General features: G+C 63.3%; 22 protein-coding genes, 1 other RNA gene and 1 pseudogene. 13 read left to right on the forward strand and 11 right to left on the reverse strand.

Features of this window, described 5'->3' with window-relative positions; translation table 11 throughout:
• Positions 1 to 38: 38 nt before the first annotated feature.
• Complete coding sequence (gene cobF, locus ACFOJ9_RS19850; protein WP_378980553.1) at positions 39 to 824, forward strand: precorrin-6A synthase (deacetylating); 786 nt, start codon at positions 39 to 41, stop codon at positions 822 to 824.
• A 52-nt stretch (positions 825 to 876) separates the two neighbouring features.
• Here cobF and ACFOJ9_RS19855 read toward each other — a convergent pair whose 3' ends face one another.
• From ACFOJ9_RS19855 to modA, 4 genes are all read right to left on the reverse strand, one after another.
• Entirely contained in the window at positions 877 to 1,218 is a 342-nt protein-coding gene (locus tag ACFOJ9_RS19855) for a winged helix-turn-helix domain-containing protein (protein WP_256751177.1), read from the reverse strand.
• Positions 1,219 to 1,299: 81 nt separating this feature from the next.
• The gene (gene modC / locus ACFOJ9_RS19860; RefSeq protein WP_378980554.1) at positions 1,300 to 2,412 is read right to left on the reverse strand and encodes a molybdenum ABC transporter ATP-binding protein; all 1,113 of its coding nucleotides are present in this window, start codon (positions 2,410 to 2,412) and stop codon (positions 1,300 to 1,302) included.
• Complete coding sequence (modB, locus tag ACFOJ9_RS19865) at positions 2,409 to 3,113, reverse strand: molybdate ABC transporter permease subunit (RefSeq protein ID WP_292190770.1); 705 nt, start codon at positions 3,111 to 3,113, stop codon at positions 2,409 to 2,411. Before modB ends, modC begins: the two co-directional genes overlap by 4 nt.
• A gap of 25 nt (positions 3,114 to 3,138) precedes the next feature.
• Positions 3,139 to 3,933, reverse strand: coding sequence for a molybdate ABC transporter substrate-binding protein (gene modA, locus ACFOJ9_RS19870; protein ID WP_378980555.1), 795 nt, complete (start codon positions 3,931 to 3,933; stop codon positions 3,139 to 3,141).
• 158 nt (positions 3,934 to 4,091) lie between these two features.
• Between modA and ACFOJ9_RS19875 the strand changes: the two genes are divergently transcribed.
• Positions 4,092 to 4,298 (forward strand): TOBE domain-containing protein, encoded by a 207-nt coding sequence (locus tag ACFOJ9_RS19875; protein WP_378980556.1) that lies wholly within the window; start codon positions 4,092 to 4,094, stop codon positions 4,296 to 4,298.
• 37 nt (positions 4,299 to 4,335) lie between these two features.
• Here the strand turns inward: ACFOJ9_RS19875 and ACFOJ9_RS19880 are convergent, their stop codons facing one another.
• Positions 4,336 to 5,130 (reverse strand): thymidylate synthase, encoded by a 795-nt coding sequence (locus ACFOJ9_RS19880; RefSeq protein ID WP_378980557.1) that lies wholly within the window; start codon positions 5,128 to 5,130, stop codon positions 4,336 to 4,338.
• A 159-nt stretch (positions 5,131 to 5,289) separates the two neighbouring features.
• Complete coding sequence (locus ACFOJ9_RS19885) at positions 5,290 to 5,601, reverse strand: DUF2853 family protein (RefSeq protein WP_378980558.1); 312 nt, start codon at positions 5,599 to 5,601, stop codon at positions 5,290 to 5,292.
• 171 nt (positions 5,602 to 5,772) lie between these two features.
• Here ACFOJ9_RS19885 and ssrA point away from each other — a divergent pair.
• Together ssrA and ACFOJ9_RS19895 are read left to right on the forward strand one after the other, a co-directional pair.
• Positions 5,773 to 6,132: a transfer-messenger RNA gene (ssrA, locus tag ACFOJ9_RS19890) on the forward strand.
• A 114-nt stretch (positions 6,133 to 6,246) separates the two neighbouring features.
• A pseudogene (locus tag ACFOJ9_RS19895) lies at positions 6,247 to 6,796 on the forward strand (AAA family ATPase).
• 45 nt (positions 6,797 to 6,841) lie between these two features.
• Here ACFOJ9_RS19895 and ACFOJ9_RS19900 read toward each other — a convergent pair.
• Positions 6,842 to 8,047 (reverse strand): multidrug effflux MFS transporter, encoded by a 1,206-nt coding sequence (locus ACFOJ9_RS19900; RefSeq protein WP_292353063.1) that lies wholly within the window; start codon positions 8,045 to 8,047, stop codon positions 6,842 to 6,844.
• Between the two features lie 186 nt (positions 8,048 to 8,233).
• Here ACFOJ9_RS19900 and ACFOJ9_RS19905 point away from each other — a divergent pair, with 186 nt between their 5' ends.
• From ACFOJ9_RS19905 to ACFOJ9_RS19920, 4 genes are all read left to right on the forward strand, one after another.
• Positions 8,234 to 8,923 carry a TetR/AcrR family transcriptional regulator gene (locus ACFOJ9_RS19905; RefSeq protein ID WP_378980559.1) on the forward strand — a complete coding sequence of 230 codons (690 nt, stop codon included), beginning with the start codon at positions 8,234 to 8,236 and terminating at the stop codon, positions 8,921 to 8,923.
• 118 nt (positions 8,924 to 9,041) lie between these two features.
• Positions 9,042 to 9,578, forward strand: a complete 537-nt coding sequence (locus ACFOJ9_RS19910) for an SspB family protein (protein WP_056583103.1) — start codon at positions 9,042 to 9,044, stop codon at positions 9,576 to 9,578.
• Between the two features lie 16 nt (positions 9,579 to 9,594).
• Entirely contained in the window at positions 9,595 to 9,792 is a 198-nt protein-coding gene (locus ACFOJ9_RS19915; RefSeq protein ID WP_378980560.1) for a DUF4169 family protein, read from the forward strand.
• Complete coding sequence (locus tag ACFOJ9_RS19920) at positions 9,789 to 10,013, forward strand: ribbon-helix-helix domain-containing protein (RefSeq protein WP_378980561.1); 225 nt, start codon at positions 9,789 to 9,791, stop codon at positions 10,011 to 10,013. Before ACFOJ9_RS19915 ends, ACFOJ9_RS19920 begins: the two co-directional genes overlap by 4 nt.
• On the opposite strand, the gene ACFOJ9_RS19925 is transcribed toward ACFOJ9_RS19920, so the two are convergent.
• Positions 10,010 to 11,812, reverse strand: a complete 1,803-nt coding sequence (locus ACFOJ9_RS19925; RefSeq protein ID WP_378980562.1) for a chloride channel protein — start codon at positions 11,810 to 11,812, stop codon at positions 10,010 to 10,012. The two genes, ACFOJ9_RS19920 and ACFOJ9_RS19925, sit on opposite strands and share 4 nt — an antisense overlap.
• A gap of 156 nt (positions 11,813 to 11,968) precedes the next feature.
• Between ACFOJ9_RS19925 and ACFOJ9_RS19930 the strand changes: the two genes are divergently transcribed.
• The 3 genes from ACFOJ9_RS19930 to ACFOJ9_RS19940 all read left to right on the forward strand — a co-directional run bounded on the left by ACFOJ9_RS19930 (position 11,969) and on the right by ACFOJ9_RS19940 (position 13,728).
• Positions 11,969 to 12,400, forward strand: coding sequence for a MarR family winged helix-turn-helix transcriptional regulator (locus tag ACFOJ9_RS19930; RefSeq protein ID WP_378980563.1), 432 nt, complete (start codon positions 11,969 to 11,971; stop codon positions 12,398 to 12,400).
• 124 nt (positions 12,401 to 12,524) lie between these two features.
• Positions 12,525 to 12,830, forward strand: coding sequence for a hypothetical protein (locus ACFOJ9_RS19935; RefSeq protein ID WP_378980564.1), 306 nt, complete (start codon positions 12,525 to 12,527; stop codon positions 12,828 to 12,830).
• A gap of 16 nt (positions 12,831 to 12,846) precedes the next feature.
• A complete protein-coding gene (locus tag ACFOJ9_RS19940) occupies positions 12,847 to 13,728 on the forward strand; it encodes a sigma-70 family RNA polymerase sigma factor (RefSeq protein WP_378980565.1) in 882 nt (293 codons plus the stop codon).
• Between the two features lie 146 nt (positions 13,729 to 13,874).
• Here ACFOJ9_RS19940 and ACFOJ9_RS19945 read toward each other — a convergent pair whose 3' ends face one another.
• A complete protein-coding gene (locus tag ACFOJ9_RS19945) occupies positions 13,875 to 17,834 on the reverse strand; it encodes an AsmA family protein (RefSeq protein ID WP_378980566.1) in 3,960 nt (1,319 codons plus the stop codon).
• Positions 17,835 to 17,964: 130 nt separating this feature from the next.
• Between ACFOJ9_RS19945 and ACFOJ9_RS19950 the strand changes: the two genes are divergently transcribed.
• Positions 17,965 to 18,951 carry a Dyp-type peroxidase gene (locus tag ACFOJ9_RS19950; RefSeq protein WP_378980567.1) on the forward strand — a complete coding sequence of 329 codons (987 nt, stop codon included), beginning with the start codon at positions 17,965 to 17,967 and terminating at the stop codon, positions 18,949 to 18,951.
• A gap of 37 nt (positions 18,952 to 18,988) precedes the next feature.
• Here ACFOJ9_RS19950 and ACFOJ9_RS19955 read toward each other — a convergent pair whose 3' ends face one another.
• Together ACFOJ9_RS19955 and ACFOJ9_RS19960 are read right to left on the reverse strand one after the other, a co-directional pair.
• A complete protein-coding gene (locus ACFOJ9_RS19955; protein WP_378980568.1) occupies positions 18,989 to 19,510 on the reverse strand; it encodes a hypothetical protein in 522 nt (173 codons plus the stop codon).
• 121 nt (positions 19,511 to 19,631) lie between these two features.
• A complete protein-coding gene (locus tag ACFOJ9_RS19960) occupies positions 19,632 to 21,044 on the reverse strand; it encodes an FAD-binding oxidoreductase (protein WP_378980569.1) in 1,413 nt (470 codons plus the stop codon).
• 102 nt (positions 21,045 to 21,146) lie between these two features.
• Between ACFOJ9_RS19960 and ACFOJ9_RS19965 the strand changes: the two genes are divergently transcribed.
• Positions 21,147 to 21,626: a thioesterase family protein gene (locus tag ACFOJ9_RS19965; protein ID WP_378980570.1), complete on the forward strand. Its 480-nt coding sequence runs from the start codon at positions 21,147 to 21,149 to the stop codon at positions 21,624 to 21,626.
• Positions 21,627 to 21,635 lie beyond the last annotated feature (9 nt).

The following is a 21,635-nucleotide window of genomic DNA, read 5'->3' on the forward strand; positions in this document are numbered from 1 at the left end:
TCTGGACTAACAGGTCCCGATCGGGCAGGAGTTCGCCCATGCGCAAGCTTCTCGTCATCGGCATCGGCGCCGGCAATCCCGACCATATGACCGTTCAGGCCATATCAGGCCTGAACCAGGCGGATGTGCTGTTCATTCCCGACAAGGGGGCGAAAAAGAACGAGCTTGCCGAGCTGCGCCGCCAGATCTGCGACCGCTTCGTCACCAACCCGAAATCACGCCGCGTCGAATTCGGCGTGCCGGTGCGCGACCTGCCAGTGGAAGATGGGCCGGCGCCCACCTATCGCTCGACCGTCGATGACTGGCATGAAGCCATCGCCGCGATCTACGAGGGTCTGATCCGCGACGAGATTGCCGGGGATGGTTGCGGCGCCTTCCTGATCTGGGGCGATCCTTCGCTCTACGACAGCGCGCTGCGCATCCTCGAGCGCGTGCGCCTGCGAGGCAATGTCGCGTTCAAGCTTGAGGTGATACCCGGCATTACCGCCGTCCAGGCGCTTGCCGCCAGCCACAAGATGGCGCTGAACCGCATCGGCGATTCCGTCCTCATCACCACCGGCCGGCGCCTGACTGAGGAAGGCATGCCGGACAATGCCGGCAGCGCGGTCGTCCTGCTCGACGGCAAATGCGCCTTCAACACGCTGGACGACAAGGATGTCGTGATCCATTGGGGCGCCTATCTCGGCACCCCGGACGAGATTCTCATCTCGGGCCGTCTCGGCAATGTCGGCGCCGAGATCGAGAGAACCCGAGAAGAAGCCCGCCGGAAAAAAGGCTGGATCATGGACACCTATCTGCTTCGCAAGCCCAGTGCAGAGGATTAGGCCCTACTGCCTACTGCCTACTGCCTACTGCCTACTGCCTACTGCCTTCCCCTCACCCAGCATCAATCTCCGCCTGCAGCGCCTCCATATGCGTCGCCGCCGCCGAGGCAGCCGCACGCTCGATGGCGCGAAAACGGCTGACCACTGCCAGCCCGACGGCAGTGAGTTGCGCGCCGCCGCCCTTGCGGCCACCGGTTTGCGCCGCGACCAGCGGCTTGCCGAACACCCGGTTCATATCCTCGACCAGGTCCCAGGCGTGCTTGTAGGACATTTCCATGCCGCGCGCGGCGGCCGAGATCGAGCCGAAAGCGGCGATCTGTTCCAGGAGCTCGATCTTGCCCGGTCCGATGCGCCCGTCGGGATCGAGATTTATCCGCAAGCTCAGCGACGGCATTTTTGCTCCTCCGCGGTCACGCCCGATCCCATACTAGAAGCTCCCTGGCGAAACCGCTATTCCAAAAAGACATAGCGATGATCATCCATCCGCCTCAGCGGGCAGCCCGGCGCCGGTGTTGGCCCGGTCGAAGCTCACCGTCTTGACCACCGCGAAAACCTTGCCGCCGAGATGAAGCTTCAGCGTCTGCCGCGACTGTTCGGTGATGCGGGCAAGCACGGTTGCGCCGTTGCAGTCGATGCCGACCTCGACCGCAGGACCCTCGCCGGGGCTTATCGCGGTAATGGTTCCCGGCAGGATGTTGAGCGCGCTGAGGCCTGCCGGATGTTCGGTGGCGATCATCACATCGCGGGCACGGATGCGAACGCGCACCGGCGCTCCCGCCTTCACCGGCAGCCGCGGCACCCGGATCTCGCCGGCGGCCGAGCCGAGCACGGTCATGCCGAAAGTTTCGTCATGACGCAGCACCCTGGTGTCCAGCACGGCGCCGCCCTCGCCGCGCTCTTCAGCCGGCAACAGATCGAGCCTTTGCATCACTGCCTCGGTCGGTCCGCTGGCGATGACATTGCCTTGCGCCAGCATCACCACGTCGCTGGCCAGCCGCGCCACCTCGGCAACCGAATGGCTGACATAGACGATGGGGATTTTCGTCTCGTCGCGCAGCCGTTCGATATAGGGCAGGATTTCGGCCTTGCGCACCTCGTCGAGCGAGGCCAGCGGCTCGTCCATGAGCAGCAGTCTGGGGCTGGCAAGCAGTGCCCGGCCGATCGCCACGCGCTGTTTCTCGCCGCCCGAGAGCTTTGCCGGTCGCCTGTTCATGAGCGGGCCGATGCCGAGCAGGTCGACGACCGCATCGATATCCGCATAGCGCTCCGCGGGCGGCGTGAACCAGCGGCCATAGTGCAGATTGCCGGCAACGCTCATATGCGGAAACAGCCGCGCATCCTGGAACACCATGCCGATGCGGCGCTTGTGCTTCGGCACGAAAATGCCGGCACCCGTATCGGCGAGCACGCGGCCGTCGACCGCGATGCGCCCCTTGTCGGGTCGGATCAGCCCGGCGATCATGTTGATCAGCGTCGTCTTGCCCGATCCCGACGGTCCGAACAGCGCCGTCAGCCGCCCGGCGCTTTCGAAGCGGGCATCGATGGCGAAACCGCCGAGCCGATGGCTGATGTCAACGAGAATGCTCATTCGATGTCCATCCGCCGGCCGACACGCCGCGCCAGCACTTCCGAGGCGACAAGTGCCGCCATCGAAATGACGATGGAGATCAGCGTCAGGCGGAGCGCGCCTTCATCGCCACCCGGCACCTGCGTGAAGGTGTAGATCGCCGACGGCAATGTCTGCGTCTCATTGGGAATGTTGGAGACGAAGGTGATGGTCGCGCCGAACTCGCCCATCGCCTTGGCGAAGGCCAGGATGGCGCCGGCGATCAGCCCAGGCAGGATCAGCGGCAGCGTGATGGTGGCGAACACCCACAGTGGATTGGCGCCGAGCGTTCCCGCCGCCGCCTCCATCTTGCGGTCCACCGCCTCGATCGACAGCCGGATCGCCCGCACCATCAGGGGAAAGCCCATGACCCCGCAAGCCAGCGCCGCACCCGTCCAGCGAAACGAGAACACAATGCCGAAATGCTCTGCCAGGAAGGCGCCGGCCGGGCCACGCCGGCCAAACGTAAGCAGCAGCAAATAACCTGTCACGACAGGCGGCAGGATCAGCGGCAGATGCACCAGCCCGTTGAGCAGCGTCTTACCCCAGAACTGTCCTCGGGCAAGCAGCAGCGCGATCAATATGCCCGGCGGCAGGCTGGCGAGCATCGCCACTGTCGCCACCTTGATGGACAGCCGAACCGCATTCCATTCGTCGGGAGTGAGGTCCAGCAGCCAGTTCATATTGCGAGATGAAGCCCCATGGAACTCAGTTGCTTGGCCCGAGCACGGTAAAACCCTGATCCCTGAATAGCGCGCCGGCCTTGGCCGACTGCAGGCATTTCAGGAAAGCCGGCGTATCCTTGTCCTTCGAATCGGCGATCTGGGCAACCGGATAGATGATCGGCGGATGCGAATCCTCCGGGAAGGTGCCGACCACCTTGACGCCCTTTTCGGCATGCGCGTCGGTGGCGTAGACGATGCCAAGGGCTGCTTCGCCCGTCGAAACCAGCTTCAGCGCCGCGCGCACATTCTCGGCCTGCGCCACCTTGCCCTCAACCGAGGACCAGATGCCGAGCGATTCGAGTGCGGCCTTGCCGTATTTGCCGGCCGGCACCGCCTTGAAGTCGCCCATGGCGAGCCTGCCGTCGCCGATCAGCTTGGCGAGGTCGAAGCCCTTCTCGATCTTGGTTTCAACCGCCGAGTCCTTCGGCGCCACCAGCACGATCTCGTTGCCGAGCAGTTTCAATTCGGTATCGGGCTTGGTCAGCTTCTTGTCGGACAGATATTTCATCCAGTCGAGGTCGGCCGAGATGAAGACGTCGGCAGGCGCCCCACCCTCGATCTGCTTGGCCAGTGCCGAACTCGCGGCATAGGAGACGGTCGCGGCTTCGCCGACATCGGCCTCGCAGGCCTTGTTCACCGCGTCGAGCGCGTCCTTGAGGCTGGCCGCGGCAAACACCACCACCTTGTCCTCCGCATGTGCTGCCGGCACCGCCGCCATCAACGTCGCCGCAAAACCGCCAAGGGCGATCGCCCTCAACCCGAAACCTTTGCGCGTCATGGAAAACTCCCTGGTTTGAAATCCGATCGGCCCGAAGCCTGCCAACCGATATATCCGCATGAATATAACAAGGGAAGGCCCGACGCCCTGCGAAAGCGTCTGTGCGACATCGATTGTTCTGGTAAGACGGGCAAAGAAACCCTGGAAAGGAAACACCGATGAAGATCAGTGCCCGCAACATCCTCAAGGGATCGATCACCGAGATCGTCAAGGGCGCCACCACTTCACATGTCCGGATCGACATTGGCGGCGCCGTCGTCACCGCCTCGATCACCAACGAGGCCGTCGCCGATCTCAAGCTCGAAAAGGGCAAGCAAGCCTATGCCGTGGTCAAGGCCTCGGACGTGATGGTAGGCATCGACTGATCGGCGCGTGATTTCAGGATTGAGTAAAGCGCAGGGCTTAGACCGCGATCGGCGCCTTGATCGATGCGTCGGCGACGTAGTTTTCCAGCCGGAAATCCTCGAAGCGGAAGGCGAACAGGTCCTTCACCTCCGGATTGATCCACATCGTCGGCAGCGCCCTCGGCGTGCGCCGCAGCTGTTCGCGCGCCTGCTCGAAATGGTTCGAGTAGAGATGCGCATCGCCAAGCGTGTGGACGAAATCGCCGGGTTTCAGCCCGGTCACCTGCGCCACCATCAGCGTCAGCAAGGCGTAGGACGCGATGTTGAACGGCACGCCGAGGAAGATGTCGGCCGAGCGCTGGTAGAGCTGGCAGGAAAGCCGCCCTTCCGAAACATAGAACTGGAACAGGCAGTGGCAGGGCGGCAGCGCCATCGCTTCCACCTCGGCCGGATTCCATGCCGAAACGATCAGCCGCCGCGATTGAGGGTTTTTGCGTATCTCCTTGAGAAGATTCGTAATCTGGTCGATTGATCCGCCATGGCCATCCGGCCAGGAACGCCACTGCTTGCCGTAGACCGGGCCGAGATCGCCATTCTCATCGGCCCATTCGTCCCAGATCGAAACGCCATGGTCGGTGAGGTATTTGATGTTGGTGTCGCCGGCCAGGAACCACAGAAGTTCATGGATGATCGACTTGAGATGCAGCTTCTTGGTGGTGGTGACCGGAAAGCCGCGCGCCAGGTCGAAACGCATCTGGTAGCCGAAGACGGAGCGCGTTCCGGTGCCGGTGCGGTCGCCGCGATCGGCGCCGTTGTCCAGCACATGCTGTAGGAGGTCGAGATACTGGCGCATCGGTTCCGGCTCGATTCGGTTGTGCCACCATCATAGCCGACAGGCGGGCGGTCGAACACTACAAAGCAGCACAAGCCCTGCCCGAAGGCTGCCAGTCCCCAACAACATCATCGGCTGGCGCATGGGCCGCGCCAGCCTTCGCAAATTGACGCGCGATCGTCAGAGAGAGGCGAGCTTGCCCAGATCCTTCGCGACGAGGTAGTAAAAAGTCACCCGGCTCTTGGTGTTGTCAGCAGCCATTGCCTTGCAAGTCTTCTCGATCGCCGCATCGGCCTTCGCTGCGTCGCTGATGCCGAGTTTCTTGGCGACCCAGTTGTCCCTGACACGACCGAGTTCCTTTGGGTCGGTGCACGATACCAGCGAGGAATCACGGTTCCTGAGCGCGATGCCCAAATGCTTTACGATCTTTTCGACCGCATCCGCACTGGCGCCAGTGTCGTATTTCTTCACGTCTGCAAGATAGTCGGCCATCAAAATTCCCCTCGTCGGCGCCACGGATCCGATCGATGAGGGCTGTGGCGCGCTGCTGCAACTTGTGCGCTAGGTCGATAACTCCTCACCGTGGCAAAGCTTCGGTTGAGACCGCGCCCAAGTCAACCCTTCGGAGATGCGGTTTTGACACGGGGACAAAGTGCCATTTGCGGCCTTTCATTTCCTGCGATGGCCCCCTATATTCGATTTGTCGGCTTGACCGACTATGGCGATAAATGGGCGATGAAATAAGCCGTTCGGACCCGGGGGCGGTACCCGGCGCCTCCACCAAAAGCTGCTGTTGATGAGAGAGCAGTTTTTGCTGGGGGCGAAATAGGATCGACGAAGGTGTAAAGATCGTACTTTTGCCCGGCATGGTACCACCGTCATCGGGCTAAACCTGTAGTTGCAAATGACAACTATGCGGAAGCACGTCTCGCCGCGTAAGCGGTGCGATAGCTTCAAATCAAGCCCTAGAGGTTCGCACTTCTAGGCGGGGTTCGGAGGTACCTGGCAACAGAAACCTCCACTTCTCCCCTCCTCGACATGTGCTTACGCACGACGGCAGCTCCCGCTGGCCGGTCCTTCCAACGGCTATGAGCCGCGAAGGCGTACCGCCGCGCGCGCCCTCTCCATGGACAAAACATGCAAAACGATTCCGATCGATTCTTCGTGCTGACCGGCGGTCCGGGTTCCGGCAAGACCACCCTGATCGAAGCCCTGCGCCGGGCAGGCTTTGCCACCTCCGTCGAAGCCGGGCGCGGCATCATCCGCGACCAGTCCGATATAGGCGGACCCGCTTTGCCCTGGCACGATCGCGCGCTGTTCGCCGAACTGATGCTGTCATGGGAGATGCGCTCGTATCAGCATGCGCGCGAACAGACCGGGCGCCCTGTCTTTTTTGACCGCGGCGTCCCGGACACGCTTGGCTAGGCTGAGCGGCCTGCCGGTGCCGGAGCACGTCAGGGTCGCGGCGGATCATTTTCGCTACAATCCGCGCATCTTCGTCGCCCCGCCCTGGCCGGAGATCTTCGCCCAAGATGAGGAGAGAAAGCAGACGCCTGATGAGGCCGAGCGCACCTATCCTGCACTGGTCGGCGTCTACATGGAACTCGGCTATGAACTCGTCTCGCTGCCTTTGTCGCCGGTCGAGGAGCGGCTGCGGTTCGTGCTGGCCGAGGCAGGATTGGCATGAAAAAGCCGGGCGAACCCGGCCTTTTTTGTTCTCATCGAAAGTCTGTTATTCCGCCGGTGCCTCGGCAGCTTCGCGCGAGCGGCCAAGCGTGACCTTGGCCAGCGTGAACGAGATCACCGCACACAGCGTGATGCCTGCCACCATCGGCAGCGGCGTTCCGTCGAAGAACACGCCGGCAACACCCATGGCGAGCGCGCCGATGGCGAAATGCAGCGTGCCCATCAGCGCCGAAGCCGTGCCGGCGATCTCGCCATGCTCTTCCATGGCCAGCACCGAGGTGGTCGGAATGACCAGGCCGAGGAAGCCGTAGCCCACGAACAGCAGTGCCGCCATCACGTCGAGCCGGTCGATGCCAGTGGCCATCACCGCGAACAGCACCACCATCGTCGTCGCATAGCCGGTCACCGCGACGCGCACCACGCGCCGCAGCCCGAACCGCTCGGCCAGCAGTCCCGTCATCTGCGACATGCCGATGAAGGCGACCGCATTGATCGAGAAGAACACGCTGTAGACCGAAGGCGACAGGCCGTAATGGTCGATCAGGATGAACGACGAGCTCGACAGATAGACGAAGAAGCTCGCAATACCGAAGCCGGCGATCGCCGTCAGGCCGAGGAAATTGCGGTCACCCATCAGGAAGCGGTAGGCCGACAGCGCGGTGCCGAAGGAGGAACCGGCGCGGTCTTCCACCGGCCGCGTCTCCTTGAGCGAGGTCGCCAAAAGGATTGTGGCCAGCAGAGCCGCGCCCGTCACCGTCCAGAACACGGCGCGCCAGCCGAAACTCTCGATGATCACGCTGCCGGTCAGCGGCGCCAGGATCGGCGACACCGAGAACACCAGCATCAGCAAGGACATCAGCTTGGCGGCCTCATTGCCGGTGTGCAGGTCGCGCACGATGGCGCGCGGAACGGCCATGCCGGCGCTGGCGCCAAGCCCTTGCAGGAAACGGAAAGCAATCAGCCATTCGATGGTCGGCGCCATTGCCGAACCGATGCCGCCGACCATGAACAGCGCAAGGCCGCCATAGAGCGGCAGCTTGCGGCCGACCATGTCGGAGATCGGCCCGACGACGATCTGGCCAAAACCCATCGACAGGAAGAAGATCAACAGGCTCATCTGCACGGCAGCGGTGCTCGCATGCAGATCCGCGCCGATCGACGGCAGTGCGGGCAGATACATGTCGATGGCGAACGGGCCGATGGCGGACAACAAGCCGAGCACGACCGCGATGCGGAGGAATTTGGGACTCATGATAAAGGCTTCTTTCAAATCTGGTTGCCGCCGCCAGGCGACGTCTAACCTAGGACGTTCCATCCCATGAGATTCCGACATCCAAGAGCGAATTCTATTCGTCTCGTCGAGCGAAATCTCTTTATCTTGTGTCCACAAATTTAGACACTCTTGTCTAAATCGTCAATCACCTCTATATAGTTTTTTATGAAGCTGCACGTTTCTCCTGACATTTTCCCGCCACGCGGCCATGAGGCCAAGCGCCTGTCGATCGTCGAATCCGCAGCTGCCGTGTTTTGCCGCGAGGGTTTCGCCGGCGCCAACATCGATCTGATCGCCGTCGAAGCCGGCGTCTCGCGCCAGACCATCTACAATCATCATGGCGACAAGGAGAAATTGTTCGTTGCTGTGGTTCGCGACCTCACCGAACGCTGCAATGCCGGTATCTTCGCCACCATTGCCACCTTCCCCGATCAGCCCAATGACCTCGAAGCCGATCTGATCGGCTTTGCCGTCCGCCTGAACCAGAATTGCATCTGCAACCGCGATGGAAAATTCCTGCGCAAGCTGATCCAGACCGAAGGCGAGCGCTATCCCGAACTGTTTGCCGAATGGCGCGAACAGGGACCGGGCAGGACATGGCCGGCAATCGCCGCCCGCTTTGCCCGCCTCGCCTATGGCGGTTACCTCGCGATCGAGGACCCCGACGTGGCGGCACGCCAGTTCCTTGGCCTCGTCAATGCCGAACTGCAGACCACCTTCATGCTTGGCGGTTCCCCGCGCGAGGACGAGGTGCTGCAATCCGCGACCAATGGCGTGCGCACCTTCCTGCGCGCCTTCGGCAAGCGCCGGTCCGTAGCCTCAGCGGAAAAGCAAAGCGCGCTCGCCAGCGCCTGAGCGATCAAATCGTCGGCAATAGTCCTCGTCTCGGTGCGGCGACGGTCTATATCAGGTTTACGCCGCCCTCAAGCTTGATTACAGCTATGCGGACGATTCAACGGAACCCGACCGCCACATGGCCGACGACCACATCCGCTACGACATTCTGGCCCAGGAGGCGTTGCGCGGCGTCATGCGCAAGGTCCTGGCCGAGGTCGCGCGCACCGGCCTCCCCGGCAACCACCACTTCTTCATCACCTTCCTGACCGGCGCGCCTGGCGTGCGCGTGTCGTCGCGTCTGCGCGAGCGCTATCCCGAGCAGATGACCATCGTCATCCAGTTCCAGTATTGGGACCTGAAGGTGACCGACACCGGCTTCGAGGTCGGCCTGTCCTTTTCCGATGTGCCGGAGAAACTCGAAATCCCGTTCTCGGCCGTGCGCGGCTTCTATGATCCGTCGGTCAATTTCGAACTCGAATTCGACGTCAAGACGGACGGTGCAGCCGAGGAACCAGCCGCTCAAGCCACGCCCGAGCCGCTGACCATCGTCTCCGAGAAAAAGCCGAAAGCCGAGAAGAAGGCAGCCGCCGAGGCGGAGAAGAAGCCCGCAGCGGCGGACGCCGCCACCAAGGGCGCCGAAGTGGTCTCGCTCGACGCCTTCCGCAAGAAATAGGCTTGCGGTTCACGCCATGGCCGACATCGTCAACCTTCGCCATGCCCGCAAGCAGAAGGCACGGGACGAGAAAGTGCGTGTCGCCGAACAGAACCGGGCGTTGTACGGCCGCTCCAAGGCAGAGAAGCAACGCGACCGCACAGTCGCCGACAAGGCTGAGAACTTCGTCGCTGGACACCGCCGCGAGCCATCCGGCACCGAAGACGACCAGTGAGCGCGGTTGAAAAGCGCTCGGTGACCATTCGCGGTCACCGCACCAGCTACTCGCTCGAAAAGCCGTTCTATGACGACCTCGTCGCGATCGCGGCTGCTCGGCAATTGACGCTCGCCGCTCTTGTCGCCGAAGTCGACGAGACGCGGCCGCGCGACACCAACCTGTCCTCGGCATTGAGGCTCTATGTCCTGGAGTCGGCGAAGCGCGGAACGAGTCTCTAAAGGCTTCCGACCACGTCTTCCTTTTTCCTGCGTCTGGTGCCGAAGCCAAGCAAGGTCGAACGCTCGCGCTCCTCGGCCTGTTTCCTGGACCGCACGCGCATCAAATCCTTCCAGCCGACATAGCCGACCAGCAGCAGGCCTTCACGGGTGACGACGGGCAGATGGGAGACATTGGCCATCAGCAGTTTGTCGGAAAGGCCTTCGAGATACTCATCCGGATAGGCGAGCGTCACCTTGCTGCCGGCCAGCAACTCGCCAAGCGTCGTGGTGCGGTGGGTACCGGCACGGCGCCAGCGCAGGATCGCCGGTGGGTCGATGAGGCCGAGCACATGGCCGTTCTCATCCACCACGGGGAAACTCGGATGCCGCGTTTCCGGCGCGGTCAGGAACGCTGCGGCGCCATGCAAGGTCATCGTCGCCGGCACGCTTTCGACCTCGGACGTCATCACCTCGCGCACCCGGGTCAAGGCAAAGGGATCGACGCGGTATTCGCGAACCAGATGGTGTCCCCTTCTGGCGATCTTCTCGGTCAGAATCGACCGCTTCATCAGAAGCACGGTGACGGCGTGCGCCGCGGCGCAGGCTGTAATCAGAGGCACCAGCATATGCGTGTTGCCGGTCAGTTCGACGGCGAAGAAGGTCGCGGTCAGTGGCGCCCGCATCGTGCCGCCCATGGTGGCGGCCATGGCCAGCAACGCCCAGAAACCTGGATCCGCAGCGGGCAGAACGCCGGCAAGCACCGCCCCCATCGCTCCGCCCATGATCAGCAGCGGCGCCAGCACGCCTCCGGATGTCCCCGAACCGAGCGCAACCGACCAGATGATGGCCTTCACCACCAGCAGGAGGAGTGCCGCCGTCGCGACCGTGCGGCCGTCCAGCATGTTGGCGATGTTGTCATAGCCGACGCCGAGCGCCTGCGGTTCGATCAGCCCGCCTATGCCGACCACGAGGCCGCCAAGCATCGGCCACCACATCCAGTGAATCGGCAGCTTCTGAAAACCGTCCTCGCAGGCATAGACCATCTGCGTCAAAAGCCCCGACAACAGTCCCGCGCAAACGCCGATCGCCACCCAGCCGGCAAGGCCGACAAAGGACACCTCCATGCCGCCCTGAAACGGAAAGATCGGCCCCGGCAGATGCAGCATGGTGCGCTCCACTTCGGCGATGATCGCCGCGACCGCCACGGGAATGAAGCTGCGCGGAGTCCATTCGAAAAGCAGCAGTTCGACCGCCAGCATGATGGCGGCGATCGGTGTTCCGAAGACCGTGGTCATGCCCGCTGCCGCACCCGCCACCAGCAGCGTCTTGCGTTCGTTGTCGCTGACCGGCAGCATCTGCGCGATCAGCGAGCCGATGGCGCCGCCTGTCATGATGATCGGGCCCTCGGCGCCGAACGGTCCGCCGGAGCCGATCGAGATCGCCGACGACAGCGGCTTCAGGATCGCCACCTTGGCGTCAAGTTTTGAGCGTCCCAGCAGGATCGCCTCGATGGCCTCTGGAATGCCGTGGCCGCGGATCTTCTCGCTGCCGAAGCGCGCCATCAGGCCGATGATCAGCGCACCGATCACCGGCACGATGACGGCGGCAAGCCCATGCGGCGTGTCCTGGAGTTTCAGATCGGCGAGCGTGAACTGGCCAAAATAGGCGATGTTGGTGGCAAGCCGGATCAGTTTCAAAAGCGCGATGCCCGCAAACAGCCCGGCTGTTGCCACCACTACCGCGATGGCCGCGACGAGCAGCATCCTGGCGTCCGTGGTGAAATCACGCAGATGCTCCGGGTTCGAGTGAGGGGTCTTCATGGCGGGCTTTGCTTCCTGGCGGCGGGCCGAATGTGGATATGCGGCACGGTCGATGAGGCCAGCCGGGTTTGTCGGTGGTTATGTATCGTAACACGATATAAATATTCAAGCCGGTTTCGCCCGAAAACCGTTTGAGCTTTCGCGGAAAACGAACAAATGTCCGGTATGTCGCAGCCACAAAAACCACGCCCCGCCATCAGCCAAGCCGACTACCAACGGCTGTCCGAGTTTCGCTACCTGATCCGCCGCTTCCTCGAATTCAGCCAGATCCAGGCGGAAGACGCCGGCCTGACCCCGCGCCAGCATCAGGCGCTGCTGGCGATCAAGGGATTTCCCGGCGGCGGACCGGTAACGGTTGGCGACCTCGCGGAACGCCTGCGCATCCGCCACCACAGCGCCGTCGAGCTGGTCAATCGTCTTGGCGAGGCGGGGCTCGTCACAAGGGATCAGGACAAGGACGACCATCGTCGCGTGCTGCTGCAGCTGACCGAGCGCGCCGACGATTGCCTGGCCGAGCTGTCGGCGGTGCATCTCGACGAGCTGTCACGCATCGAACCGATGCTGCGGCGCCTGCTTGATCGCAAGTGAACACTCCGGTCTCTTTGCGAGCGACACCAATTATTTCCCAGTGCCCGAATCCTTTCGCCTCACGATAACGTCTCGAAGGTGAGCGACCTCAAAGGCGCAGGTGCAACCAAGAGGAACAACTGCGATGAAACGCCATCTGATACGCTACAAGACGAAACCGGAACGGGCCGATGAGAATGAACGGCTGGTCAAGGCCGTGTTCCAGGAGCTGCGGGAAAAATCGCCGGACGGCGTTCGCTACATGACATGGCGGTCCGACGACGGGACCTTTGTCCATCTGGTCGAGACGGAAACCGAAGCCCATGCCGACATCATTACCGGGCTGGCGGCATTCGAGGCCTTTCAGAGTGGCATCAGGGATCGCTTGATCGAGCGTCCGCAGCGCGAAGAAATGACCGTGGTGGGCCACTACCGGATGCTGGACCAGTAACGGCGAACAGAGGCGCATGAACATTCCTGGCGAGATCCGCGAGCCTTTTGACCGCCTGTTCGGCGAAATGCGCCCCAAACTGCATCGCTACTGCGCCCGCATGACGGGCTCGGTCATCGACGGTGAGGACGTGCTGCAGGAAGCGCTGACCAAGGCGTTCGAGGCTCTGCCCAACGCCGGACCGATCGCCAATCCGGAAGGCTGGCTGTTTCGCATTGCCCACAATGCAGCGCTCGATTTCCTGCGCCGGCGAACCCGTGAAAACGCCTTTGCCGATGAGGATCCGGATATGATCGTCGACCCGGCCAACCCAACCGCCGACCGTCAGGCCGCGGCCGCCGGCCTGCACACCTTCATGCGCCTTCCCGTCGCGCAGCGAAGCAGCGTCATCATGATGGACGTTCTGGGCTATTCGCTGCAGGAAATCAGCGCCACGCTCGACACCAGCATTCCCGCCATCAAGGCGGCGCTGCATCGTGGTCGCCATCGGCTGCGCCATCTTGCGGACGAACCGGACGACCGCCCTGTTCCGAAACTGAGCGGCGCAGCGCGTCTGCTGCTCGATGCTTACATCGATCGCTTCAACGCCCGCGACTTCGACGCGGTGCGCGACATGCTGGCCGATGAGGTGCGGCTGGAACTGGTGGCCAGGACGCGGCTGAATGGTCGCAAGGAGGTCGGCACCTACTTCCACAACTATTCCCGAGTGCAGGATTGGCATCTTATGCTCGGCTTCGTCGGAAACAGGCCGGCAATCCTCGTCCGCGATCCCAATGACCCAACAGGGCGCCCCACCTATTTCATCCTGCTGGCCTGGCAGGACGGCAGGCTTGCCGCCATCCGCGATTTTCGCCACGCCCGCTACACCACCGACGGTGCCGAACCGTTCGTGCTTTGAAACGATTTCGGGCCGGAAAGGCCTCCCCTACTCCCTACTCCCTACTCCCTACTCCCTACTCCCTACTCCCTACTCCCTACTCCCTACTCCCTACTCCCTACTCCCTACTCCCTACTCCCTACTGCCTACTGCCTACTCCCTACTGCCTACTGCAGCGACTTCAGCAGATTGTCGATCGTGAACGGATTGGACTTCGGCTTGGCCGGCGGCGGATTGTCGTTGGCTTCCGGCAGCGGCGCACGCTCCACCTTCGGAGCCTGCTGCGCGGCCTTGCGTTCAGCCTCGAGCTTTGCCTTTTCCTGCGAAGCGATACGCATCGCCTCTTCCGCCTTCTGCCGCGCCTGCTCGGCTTGTGCCTTGGCCGCCTCGTCGGCGGCCTGCTGTTCGGCGGCCTTGGCGTCCGCATCCGCCTTGGCTTTGGCATCCGCCTCGGCCTTGGCTTTCGCCTCCGCGTCGGCCTGAGCTTTGGCGTCGGCTTCGGCTTTCGCCTGCGCGTCCGCTTCGGCCTTTGCCTTGGCGTCGGCCTCGGCTTTCAGCCGTGCTGCTTCCTCCTGCTTGCGCAATTCCTCGGCGGCGTTGTCCCGTTCGGTCTGCAGCGCCGCGTAATAGCGCACCTCGCGCCGCAGCCGCTGCTTCTCGAGCAGTGCGGCCTGCATCGCCTCGACGCGCTGCTGCTCCTTCTCCAGCGCGCGCTGGGTCAGGAACTGCGCCAGCGGCTGGCTGTCGAATTCTCGTTTCACCGCGCCGAACGGCCCCTCGGCGGTGAAATTCACGACCGGCTCGGAGCCGACCAGTGCCTCGTCGCCCGGCCGATAGGTGATCGCCCCCATGGCGGAAACCATGGCTGTGTTGAGGTCCGCCGTGATGTCGGCAGACAAGGTCGCCGCTGGATTCTCCAGGTTGATCGGCGGCGCCCTGAGCATGCCGCCGGCAACCGTGAAGGCGATGTCGGTATCCTCAGCGGCAAGACTGCCATTGGCGGCGATGTCAGGCGCGAAGCCGGCGGTCTTGGCCGCATCGATGTCGCGCCCGATCGCATCCGCCTTGGCGAGGAACGCACTGAAGGCATCGGGATTGACGCCGGCGACCTGCAAGTTCTTCAGCGCCGCCGTACCGGAGCCGGACAAGGCGGCCACCATCCCTTCGACCGATTTGCCGCTGCTTGACAGCGCCGTCGAGAAATCGCTGATACCGCTGATGCCGGCATCCGGCAGCACGTCCGCCAGATCGGCGCCGGCGAGTTTCATCTGGCCGGTGAAAAGTCCGGTGCCGTCATTGTTCTTCAGCTCGAACAGGCCGGTCAGCGCCCCGCCCAGCAATTTCGCCTTCAGATCCGAAACGCGGATGCCTTCCTGGTCGAGCTTGAGCGAAAAGGCGGCATCATACGCGGTGGCGAACCGACCGGCGGCGAGCGCTGCCGTCGTCAGGTCGAGGTCGGCGGTGAACGGCAGGTTGGATTTCTGGCTGAACGGTGTGGCCGGCCACGCGCCACCCTTGTTGGTTTCTTCCTTGTCGGCAAGAAAGGCGGAATCGCCGAACAGCGCCACCGCCATCGGATCGAGGTCGAGTTCGTCGAGCATCAGCGCGCCGGCCAGATGTGGCACGCCGTCCTTGACGTTGACATTGACGTCGCCGGACACCGCCGCTTCGTTGATGGCGCCGTTGAGTTCGTCCAGCACCAGCAGACCGTTGCCATAGTCGCCCTGCGCCGAGAACGACGTCGACATGCCCGCCCCCATGCCCGGCAGGCCGATGCCTGTCGTCATTAGCCATGGCTCGATGTCGGCGGCATCGAGGCTGAGCTTGCCCTTGGCGGCGAGGCCTTGCGGCGTATCGGCGATCGTCCCCTCGAAACCGGCCTTGAAGTCGTCGCCGGCAAGGCTGAAACTCGTCGCCAGACCGCCACCAAGCGTGCCCTTGGCCTGAATGTCCGTGCTTGCCTCGCCCAGCATGCCGAGCGGCAGCGCCGGCAGGCCGTAGAGGGCCAGCAGCGCGGTGGCATCAGGGTTCTTGGCGTTGAAAGTCAGTGCCACCGGCGCTTCGAGAAGCTTGTCCACCGCCCCCTTCCCCGACAGCGACGCGGAAAAGGCCGAGCCGCCGGCCTTGCCTTGCCCGCTGACTGCCAGGCCCGTGGTGCCGTCGCCATTGTCGGCCGCACTCGCCACCAGGTCGACGCGCGCGTCCTGGAACAGCTCGGGATAGGCGGCGGCACGGCTTGCCAGTCCTTTGAGCACGGCACTGTCGGGATAATGCTGGGCAGCGACGTCGATCAGCGGCTTCAGGTCGACGGCAACCACCGATGCATCGAGCTTGCCGGTCGGGCTCGCCGGGAAATCCTTGATCCTGCCGGTGGCGCTGATCGAGGCGCCGGCCAGCCCGCCCACCGACAGCCGGTCGATTTCGAGCAGCCCGTCGCGCAGCCTCAGCGCAGTATCGACCGTATCGGCGGTCAGGCCACCGGCGTTGACCGGTCCGGCCTTGATCTGGAAATCGAGGTCGCGGTCGGCAAAGCGGTTGGCACCCTTGTCGCTGACGAAGATCGAGGCAAAGGCCGCCAGCCCGTCGACATCGAGGTCGCCGCCTTCGAGCCGCATCAGTACCGACGGCTTGGCATCGTCGGGCTGGCTGGAATCGATGCGGCCGGAAAACTTCGCCTTGCCCAGGATCAGTTCGAGATCGCTGAAGGCCTGGCGCTTTTCACTGAGGTCGACCTTGGCCTTGAAGCCGGCGGCGGGCAGACGGCGGATCGCCTCGTCGACATCCTTCGACAGCCAGGCGGCAAAGCCGGAGGGTTGGGCCACGGCCAGCAGCAGCGAGCCGTTGAAGCCGAAATGGCCCTCCACGTTGAGCACGAGCATGCCATCGGCTTCCAGCGTGGTGCGGCCGGGCAAGGTGGCGGCAAGCGATTTCACCGACCAGCCGCCATCGACCGGCTCGGCGGAAAGATGCACGTCGCGCACCGTGGTGTCGCCGACCACCACCGCCGGCAGCTTGACCTCGACAGTGCCGGGAATGGTCGGCTTCGGCAGGTCGAGCAGCGCTTGCTCGAACGCCGCGATGCGTTGATCCAGTGTCAGGCCGGCGCCGGCCTCGGCGCCCACCGCCTCGTCGAACTGCACCTGTGCGCCATTGGCCTCAACCGCGAAATTCGGCTTCAGTCCGAGATCGACCGAGGCCTTGCCGTCGGCGGTGTAGGGGTTGTCGAGCGGCCCGGTCTCGAAGCGGAATTCGTCGACGCCCAACTTCTGGTGGTCGAGGGAAAACTTGCCGTTCAGCCGAAAGCCCGGATCGGGCTTGCCGGCGCTGACTTTCACCGTCTCGCCATCGGTGCCGCGCAGTTCGGCGCTGTTCTTGTCGGCGCCATTCTTGTCGGAACTTGAGATCTTGAACTGGCCGGAATAGACGGCGGCCCCATTGACGATACCGGCATTGCCGTCGGTCTCGATGACCAGCGGATAGGCGTCCGGATCGGCCTTCAGCCGCAGCCGCATCTGCCCGGTTCCTTCGGCCTTGCCTGTGGACGCCGCGACCCTCGTGCGAAGACCGTCCAGCCGCAGCGTGCCATCCATGCGCCACGGGCCGGCCAGCGATTTGGCCGAAATGGTCGAATTGATCTCGGAAAACAAATGGCTGCGCCCGCCGGCGGCATGGCGCAGTTCGATCTGCCCTTCCGTCACCGTCAGCTTCTCGATCGAGATCTGGTTGAGGTCGAAGGGCGAGGACGGCCGCATCGCCCAGTCGACGGTGCCGTCATTGGCAATATCGATGGTCGCTTTCGGCCGCACCAGCCGCATGTCGAAGATCAGCACCTCGCCACGCAGGAAGGGCGCCAGCTCGGCGTCCATCGAAAACGTCTCAATGGTCATGGCCGGCTGGCCATTGGGGCCACCGGCGACGGCGACATTCGAGAAGGTCACCGAGGGGAACGGTAACAGCCTTGCCGTGGCGTCGCCCTGCACGGTCACCTTGCGGCCGAGAATGGCGCTTGCCTCGCGCTCGAACTCGGCGCGGTAGCCGGTCCAGTCGACAAAATACGGCACCACCAGCGCCGCACACAGCACCAGCACAAAAAGGCCACCAAAGATCACGAACAGGCGTGCGAGCATCAGCTCCGAACGGGTTGATTGAAATTCTGCCGCACTCTACCCGCATCCGCGTGTCGATAAAGAGGCAAATCACCCAGTGTTGCGCGATCCCTGATGATCTGAAACAAATCCGGCGAAGCGGAGAATTCGGATGTCTGGGAAGAACTGGGATCGCGTGCCGATCGATGCGCAAAGTATCGACGCTCCACTGTCGTTGTCGGCGGTCTTTCTCGTTGTCACCGTCGCCAGCGATGAGAGCGTGCTAGCCAAGGTCGCCTCGGTGCTGGGCGGACTCGACGATCTGGTCAAGACCGTAGGATTCCGCGACCTTTCCGGGCGACTGTCGTGCATAGCCGGCATCGGCCGCGATCTCTGGGATCGTCTCTCTCCAGACCGGCGACCGCTGGAACTGAAACCGTTTGCGCCGATCAAGGGAGCCGTTCATTCGGCCCCGTCAACGCCGGGCGACCTTCTTTTCCACATCCGCTCCGAACGGCCCGACATGTGCTTCGAGTTCGAGCGTATTCTGCTCGACAGCCTTGGTGAAGGCGTTACCGTCGTCGACGAAGTCTCTGGCTTTCGCTATTTCGATGCGCGCGACCTGCTCGGCTTTGTCGATGGCACAGCCAACCCGACCGGCCTCGATCTGCCGGCCTCGGCACTCGTCGGCGATGAAGATGCCGATTTCGCCGGCGGCAGCTATGTCGTCGTCCAGAAATATCTGCACGACCTTGCCGCGTGGGCGCGAACTCCGACACCCCTGCAGGAGGAAATCATCGGCCGCACCAAGATCGACAACATTGAAATCGACGATGACGACGCACCGCGCAAGTCGCACAAATCGCTGGCCACCATCGAGGATGCCGATGGCCAAGAATACGACATATTGCGCGACAACATGCCCTTCGGCCGGCCGGGGCGACAGGAATTCGGCACCTACTTTATCGGCTATTCCAGGTATCTCTGGGTGATCGAGAAGATGCTGCAGCGAATGTACATCGGTGAGCCGCCGGGCGCCTATGACCGGCTGCTCGATTTCTCGACGCCGCACACCGGCACGACTTTCTTCGCGCCAACCCGCCCCATGCTGCAAACCCTTGTTCAAGGCGTACAAGAGAAGCCCGCGGCCGCACGGTAGGCAGACGTCCTCAGCGGTTTCAGACCGCGATCACCGCTCAGCGTGCGTCGCGCTTTGCCTGCGCCACCTTGGCCGCCTTGCGCTGCCGGCCAAGCTCCATCGGTCGGACGAGGTCCTGCGCCCTCTGGTTTGCCACCGACCGCATCCCCTTGCGCGCGGTGCGCGAATTGAAAGCAGGGCCTTCCGGGGCGGCCTCTTGCTTCATGACAAATGCCTTGCGCGCGTTTTCGATCAGCGAAACGCTGGCCGCCAGCTGCCGGCGCCGCTCGGCCTCGCCATTCAGCCGCCGCATGGCCATGGCCAGCACCGCAAGCTTCTGCTGCGAGCCGCCATCGGTCTTTGAGGCGACAGCCCCTTTCGGTGCGCCCTTGCCGCGTATTTCACGGCGACGGCGATGCGCTTCGGTCTGTGCCTTGTCGCGCCGCTCCCGCAACAGCTTGACCAGGCCGGTAAGATCGGCGTCGGAAAGCTCCTGTACCGCCGGGTGGTGAGACTTCTCCACCAGATCGTGTTCGTCGGCACTCAGCGCGCGCGCCTCTTCCTTGCGTGAAATTGCCATGGCATTCCTCCTCCGCTGGCACGCCTGTCTGTTTCAGGCCTCGCTGCTCGGCGAAGTCTCGGCCCGAATGGTGGCATGGTCAAGACTAGCCGGGCTGCGAACCTGGCGTTGGAAGACCCGCCTAGTTTCCCGGCAAGATCTTGCCCGGGTTCATGATATCAAGCGGATCGAGCGCCTGCTTGATGGTGCGCATGATGTCGACGCCGTGGCCGAGCTCGTGGCGCAGGAAGCCTATCTTGCCCTGGCCGATGCCGTGCTCGCCGGTGCAGGTGCCGTCCATGGCGATCGCCCGCATGTTGAGCCGCGCGACGAATTTTTCCGACAGCGCTATCTCCTTGGGATCGTTCACATCCATCAGCACCAGCACGTGAAAATTGCCGTCGCCGGCGTGGCCGACGATCGGCGCGATCAAGCCCATCTCGGCGATATCGGCTTCGGTTTCCAGGACGCATTCGGCAAAGCGCGAGATCGGCACGCAGACATCGGTCGACAGCCCCTTGGCGCCCGGCCGCAGCGTCAGCGATGACCAGTAGGCGTCGTGCCTGGCCTTCCACAGTTTCGTCCGCTCCTCGGCAACGCTGGTCCACAGGAACGGCCCGCCGCCATTTTCCTCCGCGATCATGCCGAAGGTCTCGGCCTGCTCGGCAACGCCGGCATCGCTGCCATGGAATTCGACGAACAGGCACGGGCTCTCGGGATAGTCGAGCTTGGAATAGTTCTTCATCGCCCGCATCTGCAGCGCGTTGACCAGTTCGATGCGCGCCACCGGGATGCCCATCTGGATCGTCGCGATGACCGCGTTGCAGGCCGCCTCGACGCTCGGAAACGGGCAGACGCCGCCGGAGATCGCTTGCGGGATACCTTGCAGCCTCAAGGTCAGCGCGGTGATGATGCCGAGCGTGCCTTCCGAGCCGACCAGCAGCCGCGTCAAATCATAACCGGCCGAGCTCTTTTTCGCGCGCTTGCCGGTCGTCACCGTCTCGCCGTCGGCCATGACGGCTGTCAGCGACAGCACATTCTCGCGCATCGTGCCGTAGCGCACCGCATTGGTGCCGGAGGCTCGCGTCGCCGCCATGCCGCCGAGCGAGGCATTGGCGCCGGGATCGATCGGAAAGAACAGGCCGGTGTCGCGTAGATGCCGGTTCAGATCCTCCCGCGTCACGCCGGGTTCGACCGTGCAGTCGAGATCCTGCGGATTGACCGCCAGGATGCGGTTCATGCGCGAGGTGTCGACCGATATGCCGCCGCCCGGTGCGTTGGTGTGGCCCTCCAGCGAGGAGCCGACGCCAAAGGCGATCACCGGCACACGATGCGCGGCGCAGGCACGCACGATCTCCTGCACCTCGGCGGTCGTCTCCGGAAAAGCGACGCCATCCGGTGCCTGCGTCGGAATGTAGGTGGTGGTGTGCGCATGCTGCGAGCGGATGGCCTGGCCGGTTTGAAAACGCTCGCCAAGCTGTTGCTTGAGGATGCCGAGCACCGCAGCGATGCCCTCTTCGTTGCGTTCGACCGGGTTGAGGTCGCTCAGAGCCATGAATTCCTCCGCGAATGGACCAGCGTCCACGCTTGTTACGCGATTATGGATGCGTAGTCTTACCCGCCACGGTCTGTCCAGCGCCAGCATAAGGAAGTTTCGATGCCCATCCTCGCCCCCTTCGTCTCCAGATCCATGGACATCGAGAAGGACTGGATCGACTACAACGGCCATCTCAACATGGCCTACTACAACGTGCTGTTCGACCGCTGCTCGGACGACGCCTTTGAGACAATGGGCATGGGACCGAACTATGCCAGGGATCGCCGCCTCACCATCTACACGGCCGAGGTCCATGTCTGCTACGTGCAGGAGCTGCATCTGGATCACAAGGTCACGGTCTCGTTCCAGCTCATCGACCACGACGACAAGCGGCTGCGGGTCTACCAGGAAATCCGCCATGTCGACGGCTGGCTCGCCGCCACCTCCGAATCGCTTTCGCTGCATGTCGACATGTCCGGGCCGAAGGTCGCGCCCTTCCCCGCCGATGTGCTTGCCAGGGTCGAAGCCATGCGCGCCGCCCATTCCGCACTGCCGATGCCGGAGCGTGCCGGCCGTTCGATCGGGATCAAACGCAAATAGGGCAAAGCC

Source organism: Mesorhizobium cantuariense (assembly GCF_042647205.1).
Lineage (GTDB): Bacteria > Pseudomonadota > Alphaproteobacteria > Rhizobiales > Rhizobiaceae > Mesorhizobium > Mesorhizobium cantuariense.

Bases quoted from the DNA above. Each gene is read 5' to 3' on its own strand.
- modB (WP_292190770.1), bottom strand. From the start codon at position 3,113: ATGAACTGGCTGCTGGACCTCACTCCCGACGAATGGAATGCGGTTCGG.
- ACFOJ9_RS19960 (WP_378980569.1), bottom strand. From the start codon at position 21,044: ATGGCTCTGAGCGACCTCAACCCGGTCGAACGCAACGAAGAGGGCATC.
- ACFOJ9_RS19910 (WP_056583103.1), top strand. From the start codon at position 9,042: ATGGCCGACGACCACATCCGCTACGACATTCTGGCCCAGGAGGCGTTG.
- ACFOJ9_RS19900 (WP_292353063.1), bottom strand. From the start codon at position 8,047: ATGAGTCCCAAATTCCTCCGCATCGCGGTCGTGCTCGGCTTGTTGTCC.
- ACFOJ9_RS19885 (WP_378980558.1), bottom strand. From the start codon at position 5,601: ATGGCCGACTATCTTGCAGACGTGAAGAAATACGACACTGGCGCCAGT.
- cobF (WP_378980553.1), top strand. From the start codon at position 39: ATGCGCAAGCTTCTCGTCATCGGCATCGGCGCCGGCAATCCCGACCAT.
- modC (WP_378980554.1), bottom strand. From the start codon at position 2,412: ATGAGCATTCTCGTTGACATCAGCCATCGGCTCGGCGGTTTCGCCATC.
- ACFOJ9_RS19935 (WP_378980564.1), top strand. From the start codon at position 12,525: ATGAAACGCCATCTGATACGCTACAAGACGAAACCGGAACGGGCCGAT.
- ACFOJ9_RS19925 (WP_378980562.1), bottom strand. From the start codon at position 11,812: ATGAAGACCCCTCACTCGAACCCGGAGCATCTGCGTGATTTCACCACG.
- modA (WP_378980555.1), bottom strand. From the start codon at position 3,933: ATGACGCGCAAAGGTTTCGGGTTGAGGGCGATCGCCCTTGGCGGTTTT.
- ACFOJ9_RS19950 (WP_378980567.1), top strand. From the start codon at position 17,965: ATGTCTGGGAAGAACTGGGATCGCGTGCCGATCGATGCGCAAAGTATC.
- ACFOJ9_RS19945 (WP_378980566.1), bottom strand. From the start codon at position 17,834: ATGCTCGCACGCCTGTTCGTGATCTTTGGTGGCCTTTTTGTGCTGGTG.
- ACFOJ9_RS19930 (WP_378980563.1), top strand. From the start codon at position 11,969: ATGTCCGGTATGTCGCAGCCACAAAAACCACGCCCCGCCATCAGCCAA.
- ACFOJ9_RS19855 (WP_256751177.1), bottom strand. From the start codon at position 1,218: ATGCCGTCGCTGAGCTTGCGGATAAATCTCGATCCCGACGGGCGCATC.
- ACFOJ9_RS19880 (WP_378980557.1), bottom strand. From the start codon at position 5,130: ATGCGCCAGTATCTCGACCTCCTACAGCATGTGCTGGACAACGGCGCC.
- ACFOJ9_RS19905 (WP_378980559.1), top strand. From the start codon at position 8,234: ATGAAGCTGCACGTTTCTCCTGACATTTTCCCGCCACGCGGCCATGAG.
- ACFOJ9_RS19955 (WP_378980568.1), bottom strand. From the start codon at position 19,510: ATGGCAATTTCACGCAAGGAAGAGGCGCGCGCGCTGAGTGCCGACGAA.
- ACFOJ9_RS19965 (WP_378980570.1), top strand. From the start codon at position 21,147: ATGCCCATCCTCGCCCCCTTCGTCTCCAGATCCATGGACATCGAGAAG.
- ACFOJ9_RS19875 (WP_378980556.1), top strand. From the start codon at position 4,092: ATGAAGATCAGTGCCCGCAACATCCTCAAGGGATCGATCACCGAGATC.
- ACFOJ9_RS19940 (WP_378980565.1), top strand. From the start codon at position 12,847: ATGAACATTCCTGGCGAGATCCGCGAGCCTTTTGACCGCCTGTTCGGC.
- ACFOJ9_RS19915 (WP_378980560.1), top strand. From the start codon at position 9,595: ATGGCCGACATCGTCAACCTTCGCCATGCCCGCAAGCAGAAGGCACGG.